The sequence below is a fragment of the Vibrio sp. M260118 genome, assembly GCF_036533755.1.
Classification (GTDB): domain Bacteria; phylum Pseudomonadota; class Gammaproteobacteria; order Enterobacterales; family Vibrionaceae; genus Vibrio.
This window is the reverse complement of the sequence record NZ_JATABG010000264.1, coordinates 1-5,150: the sequence shown is the minus strand read 5'-3', so window position 1 is coordinate 5,150 and position 5,150 is coordinate 1. Positions and strand designations below refer to the sequence as shown.

At 45.1% G+C, this 5,150-nt stretch carries 6 protein-coding genes; 1 reads left to right on the top strand and 5 read right to left on the bottom strand.

The annotated features are described in order from the left end of the window. The first annotated feature begins 545 nt into the window (after positions 1 to 545). Positions 546 to 731: a DUF2986 domain-containing protein gene (locus QTO00_RS14505; RefSeq protein ID WP_331425430.1), complete on the top strand. Its 186-nt coding sequence runs from the start codon at positions 546 to 548 to the stop codon at positions 729 to 731. Positions 732 to 734: 3 nt separating this feature from the next. Here the strand turns inward: QTO00_RS14505 and QTO00_RS14500 are convergent, their stop codons facing one another. The 5 genes from QTO00_RS14500 to nirB all read right to left on the bottom strand — a co-directional run. Then, positions 735 to 1,214, bottom strand: coding sequence for a LabA-like NYN domain-containing protein (locus QTO00_RS14500; protein ID WP_331425429.1), 480 nt, complete (start codon positions 1,212 to 1,214; stop codon positions 735 to 737). A gap of 116 nt (positions 1,215 to 1,330) precedes the next feature. Then, positions 1,331 to 2,089 carry a uroporphyrinogen-III C-methyltransferase gene (cobA, locus tag QTO00_RS14495; RefSeq protein WP_331425428.1) on the bottom strand — a complete coding sequence of 253 codons (759 nt, stop codon included), beginning with the start codon at positions 2,087 to 2,089 and terminating at the stop codon, positions 1,331 to 1,333. A 142-nt stretch (positions 2,090 to 2,231) separates the two neighbouring features. Next, complete coding sequence (locus QTO00_RS14490; RefSeq protein WP_331425427.1) at positions 2,232 to 3,080, bottom strand: formate/nitrite transporter family protein; 849 nt, start codon at positions 3,078 to 3,080, stop codon at positions 2,232 to 2,234. Positions 3,081 to 3,207: 127 nt separating this feature from the next. Beyond that, positions 3,208 to 3,531: a nitrite reductase small subunit NirD gene (nirD, locus tag QTO00_RS14485; protein WP_331425426.1), complete on the bottom strand. Its 324-nt coding sequence runs from the start codon at positions 3,529 to 3,531 to the stop codon at positions 3,208 to 3,210. 14 nt (positions 3,532 to 3,545) lie between these two features. Further along, positions 3,546 to 5,150, bottom strand: a 1,605-nt coding sequence (gene nirB / locus QTO00_RS14480; protein WP_331425425.1) for a nitrite reductase large subunit NirB, incomplete at its 5' end; no start/stop codon positions are given.

The following is a 5,150-nucleotide window of genomic DNA, read 5'->3' as shown; positions in this document are numbered from 1 at the left end:
CTTCCAAGACTTTGCTGCTTCTTGGGCAAATTTAACTGAAAACCAAGAATCCGAAGCAACTAACATTGCGTCTTCCTGCTGCGAATTGCTATTTCGTTTCTCATAAAGTGACATAAGTTCTATTCCTTCTACAGACGAAAGCATATAACATCTTTAATAGTCTGCCGACTGTTTTTATCCGCCCAGCCGTAGTCGGTCAACCTTTGATAAGTCTATACTTCCAAAAACATATTCGTTGATTTGTGACTTCTGCGAGGCCATAAAAACAAGCCGTCTCAAATGTCTGGTTAGGCTAGCACGTTTTTGTGCCAAAGTACTGTGCTATAACTTTGAATCTTATGAATATTGGCTAAATTCCCTAAGTAAAAACAAGCCCAGTTAGCCAGCAAAACCACACTATATTGGACCTATGCATCAATAAGCTGTAAATACATCCAGTATTTATAATATAGATAAAGTTAAGACTAAAATGATCGTGCTTCTAGCTGTGCAATGCCAAGCAGAATTTGGTAGGATGCGCATCCCAAACGCGATTGAGCTATACCATGAACCGTAAAAAGAAAATCAACAGCATCCTAAAAGCCAAAGTGAAGAAGAAAAACGCGAAGCTGCATAAAAGCAATAAGCCGCGTTACATCTCAAAAGCAGAACGTGCGAAGATGGAAGAGGAAGAAAAAGCTCAGCAGTTGAATGAACAAACTGAGCAAGTCTCCGATACTGAAGAGAACTAGTCTTTATCTCTGAATTAATAGTGAATCATCAATCGGGATGTAGCGGTGACAGGCGTCCACTAAGGCTTGTGCGGTTAAGTTAGGAACGCCATACACGTCGACTTTGGTGCCAAACCGATTTTTGATTCGCTCGACCAACACTTCAAAATCACCATCGCCAGAGAGTAAGATGACGCGATCGACTTTCGAAGCGGCTTCATACACATCTAACGCGATACCCACATCCCAATCCCCTTTTGCACTACCGTCTTGCCTTTGGATAAATGGTTTGAGATTTACCGTAAAACCAATTCCGCGCAAAATATGGTGGAACTGACGTTGCTTAGGATCGGTTGAAGCGATCGCGTAGGCATTGGCTTCAACAACTTGTTGTCCTTCAGTGGCGACATACCAAAACTGGTTGTAATCGAAGTTCTTACGGTATTTGTCTCTAGTGGTGTAATAGATGTTCTGTACATCAACGAAAATCGCGATTTTTTCCATGCAGGTTACCTCAAACTTCAATGGCGAAACTTTATCAGAACAAGCATCAAATTACAGCTGCCCAGAAACGACAATGCCGCAGTTAATGCGGCATTGGTAAATATCTGAGCGGTGCTTTAGTTAAACCATTTCAGCTTATCGTGCAATGACGTTACGCCACCAACAACAATCAATGCTGGGCTTACCGCTTGGCTAGCAAGGCTAGATAAGTCTTTTAGTTCACCCGTAAACACGCGTTGCTCACGTCTAGTACCGTTTTCAATAATTGCACACGGCATGGTGTCACTCATCCCTGTTTCTAAAAGCTTTTCAGTAATATAGCCACTCTGCTTTAAGCCCATATAAAACACTAAGGTGTTGTTCGATTGTGCTAGCGAGTGCCATTCAATTTCACGCCCATCTTTTTGCACGTGACCAGTAATGAATTGAACGCTTTGAGCGTGATCGCGGTGTGTCAACGGAATACCTGCATAAGCTGTCGCACCCGCAGCTGCGGTAATGCCTGGCACCACTTCAAAACGAATATCGTGCAAAGCCAATTCTTCTAACTCTTCACCGCCGCGACCGAAAATAAATGAGTCACCACCCTTCAGACGAACGACCTTTTTGCCCTCTAGTGCCTTTTCGACCAGCAACTGGTTAATCTCATCCTGAGGAACACAATGAAAGTCGAGCTTTTTACCAACGTAGATCATCTCGGCATCACTATTGGCGAGCGCTAAGATTTCAGGAGATACAAGTCGATCATACACCACAACTTCAGCTTGCTGGATAACACGATGACCTTTCACGGTGAGTAGGTCAGGATCACCTGGCCCTGCCCCAACTAACGAAACAAAACCTTGCTGATTAGGAGCGGTTGAATTTGCACACATAGTCATGCCTATCATTTAAATCTGGATATAAAGAGTCACTCTTATTACTAGCTGATAGAAGTAATGACTTTTTATATTCAAATCTGGCGGCTAGTCTAGCAGAAACAAAGGCCCCACGTATCAACGTGGGGCTGATGCCAGACTATTTAGCTAGCGCTGGTTTTGCATCTACTTCTTCGTCATCACTTGGAGAAGGAGCAGTTTTAGCGTGAGTTAGGTAAAGTGGAATACAAGTCATGATTAGACCACCAACGATGTTACCAAGGATAGTTGGAATCAAGTTGAAGTTTAACCAAGTCGCAATACCGAAATCAGCACCAAGAATCATACCTAATGGAAATAGGAACATGTTTACTACAGTGTGCTCAAATACCAGTGCAAAGAAGATGAAGATTGGGAACCACATCATAGCTATGCGACCTGCTACCGTACGCGCTGTCATGTTACCAATCACACCTAAACATACCATTAGGTTACAGAAGATTCCGCGAACGAAACAAGTAATCCAACCGTCCATGCCCATCGCTTCAAAGCCTGCACTACGCGCTGTAGATACCGCGATGAACTTCTTCGCTACTGCGTTCAACTCTAGTGAAAAGTTACCCGTTAGAGAAACAGCAACTAGGTAAGCAACAAGCAGTGAACCGATTAGGTTACCTAGACCGACAAGCCCCCAGCAGCGGAAAATACGGTTCCAAGTAATACCCGGACGACCTTCAAGTTTTGCTAGTGGAGCAAGGCCAAATACACCTGTTACTAAGTCGTAACCCATGACTGAAAGAATAACGAAGCCAACCGGGAACACTAGCGCGCCAACAACGCCCATACCCGTTTGAACAATAGTGGTGATCGCGACCACTACCGCTAATGAAAGGATGATACCTGCCATGGTTCCACGTAGCAGTAGATCGCGCGTGCTAGTTTTGGTTTTTGCTTCGCCAACGTTGATCATTGTCTGTACGAATTCTGCAGGTTTAAAGTCTGTAGACATAAGGTTGTCCTTAATAAAATGTGTAATTAAAAGTTGAAATTGAATAGTGAAAGGCTTGCTGCAAAGCCACCCTACATAGCCCTACTGCAACAAACCTTTAAGCTATTAAATCTCTCCTAACGACTAATTAAGCCGCAATTTCGACTTTGCCTTTAATCACGCGTGCTTGGTAAGGCTTGACGCTTTTAGCCTCGTCTTCCATACAAGCACCCGTCGCTAGGTTAAAGCGCTGCTTCTTCAATGGGCTAGCCACCCAAAGTTGCTCGTCATGCTCAACGATCAGTCCGCGTGATAGAACATTAGATTGAAAGAAAGGATCCATATTGTTTATTGCGAAAACTTCTTCCGTTGCTCTTGGGCGAAAAACGGCTACCTGCTCACCTGCGACCAATGCCACAACGCCTGTACCTGGGATGATGTCTTCAATATTGCAAACTTGTGTAAATGCCATAATCTGTTCTCCCCTTAAACCGTTTCAACGTGAATGATGTCGCCTTGAAGCTTTGCAGCTACCGCTTCAGAGTTTTTCTCTGTATATGTTGCTGGGCGATGTTGCTCACGGCCATCGGTTACAAACTTAACGTTTTCATCTCGCTCATCAGAGTTGATGAAGTGAGCAAAACGCTTAAGCTGAGTTTCATCATTGATGGTGTCTGTCCACTCACAACGGAACTCTTCAACCAACTTAGCAATATCCGCTTCAAGTTGGTCATTGATACCAAGTTTGTCTTCGATGATGACTTCACGTAGGTAATCGATACCGCCTTCTAGGTTCTCGAACCATACCGAAGTACGCTGTAGTGGCGCAGCCGTGCGGATGTAGAACATCATGAAACGGTCGATGTATTTGATCAGTGTTTCTTGGTCTAGATCGCCTGCTAGTAGCGTTGCATGGCGAGGTTTCATACCACCGTTACCACACACATACATGTTCCAGCCTGCATCGGTAGCGATGATACCTAGGTCTTTACCCTGCGCTTCCGCACACTCACGAGTACAGCCAGAGACACCAAACTTCATCTTATGCGGAGTACGAATGCCCTTGTAACGGTTCTCAATCATCACACCCAAGCCAACTGAGTCTTGAACTCCGTAACGACACCAAGTAGAGCCGACACACGTTTTCGCCATACGTAGTGCTTTTGCGTACGCTTGACCTGTCTCATAACCTGCTGCAACCAGTTTCTTCCAGATTGCGGGTAGATCATCTTTTTGCGCGCCGAATAGACCGATACGCTGTGCACCGGTGATCTTTGTGTACAGATTGTACTCTGCAGCAACGTCAGCCAGTGCTGCTAGGGCTTGAGGCGTAACTTCACCACCAGCCATACGTGGGATCACTGAGTAGGTACCGTCTTTTTGCATGTTACCTAGAAAGTTATCATTGGTATCGTGCAACTTAACCAGAGATGGCTTAAGGATGTGGTCACCCCAGCACGACGCTAAGATAGAACCTGCAAGTGGCTTACACACTTCACAGCCGTAACCTTTACCATGCTTCTCTAATAGCTCTTCAAACGACTTAATTTCACCAATGCGTACTAGGTGGAATAGTTCCTGGCGAGAGTATGCAAAGTGCTCACACACATCAGATTTCACTTCAACACCTGCTTTTTCAAGCTCTGCATTGAGTACTGAAGTCACAAGTGGAATACAACCACCACAGCCTGTGCCCGCACCTGTTACCGCTTTGATATCGCCAATTGTGTGGTGACCTTGTGCAACTGCCTCTGCGATTTTGCCTTTTGTTACGTCGAAACAAGAACAGATAACCGCTGACTCAGGTAGCGCATCAGCACCTAGCGTTGGTTTTTCTGCGCCTGCATGTGCTGGCAAGATCAACGCATCTGGATGCTCTGGCAGGTCAATCTCATTTAGCATCAGCTGAAGCAGGTCGCCATAGTCTGAGGTGTCACCCACCATTACCGCGCCAAGGAGCTTCTTGTTGTCTTCAGAAACAATAAGGCGTTTATAAACTTCTTGATCTTCGTTTTGGTAAACGTAGCTCTTACAGCCAGGAGTGCGACCGTTAGCATCGCCAATTGAGCCCACTTTCACGCCCAATAGCTT

Excerpts from the sequence above, each read along its gene's own strand:
- QTO00_RS14505 (WP_331425430.1), top strand. The coding sequence starts at position 546 with ATGAACCGTAAAAAGAAAATCAACAGCATCCTAAAAGCCAAAGTGAAG.
- QTO00_RS14500 (WP_331425429.1), bottom strand. The coding sequence starts at position 1,214 with ATGGAAAAAATCGCGATTTTCGTTGATGTACAGAACATCTATTACACC.
- cobA (WP_331425428.1), bottom strand. The coding sequence starts at position 2,089 with ATGTGTGCAAATTCAACCGCTCCTAATCAGCAAGGTTTTGTTTCGTTA.
- QTO00_RS14490 (WP_331425427.1), bottom strand. The coding sequence starts at position 3,080 with ATGTCTACAGACTTTAAACCTGCAGAATTCGTACAGACAATGATCAAC.
- nirD (WP_331425426.1), bottom strand. The coding sequence starts at position 3,531 with ATGGCATTTACACAAGTTTGCAATATTGAAGACATCATCCCAGGTACA.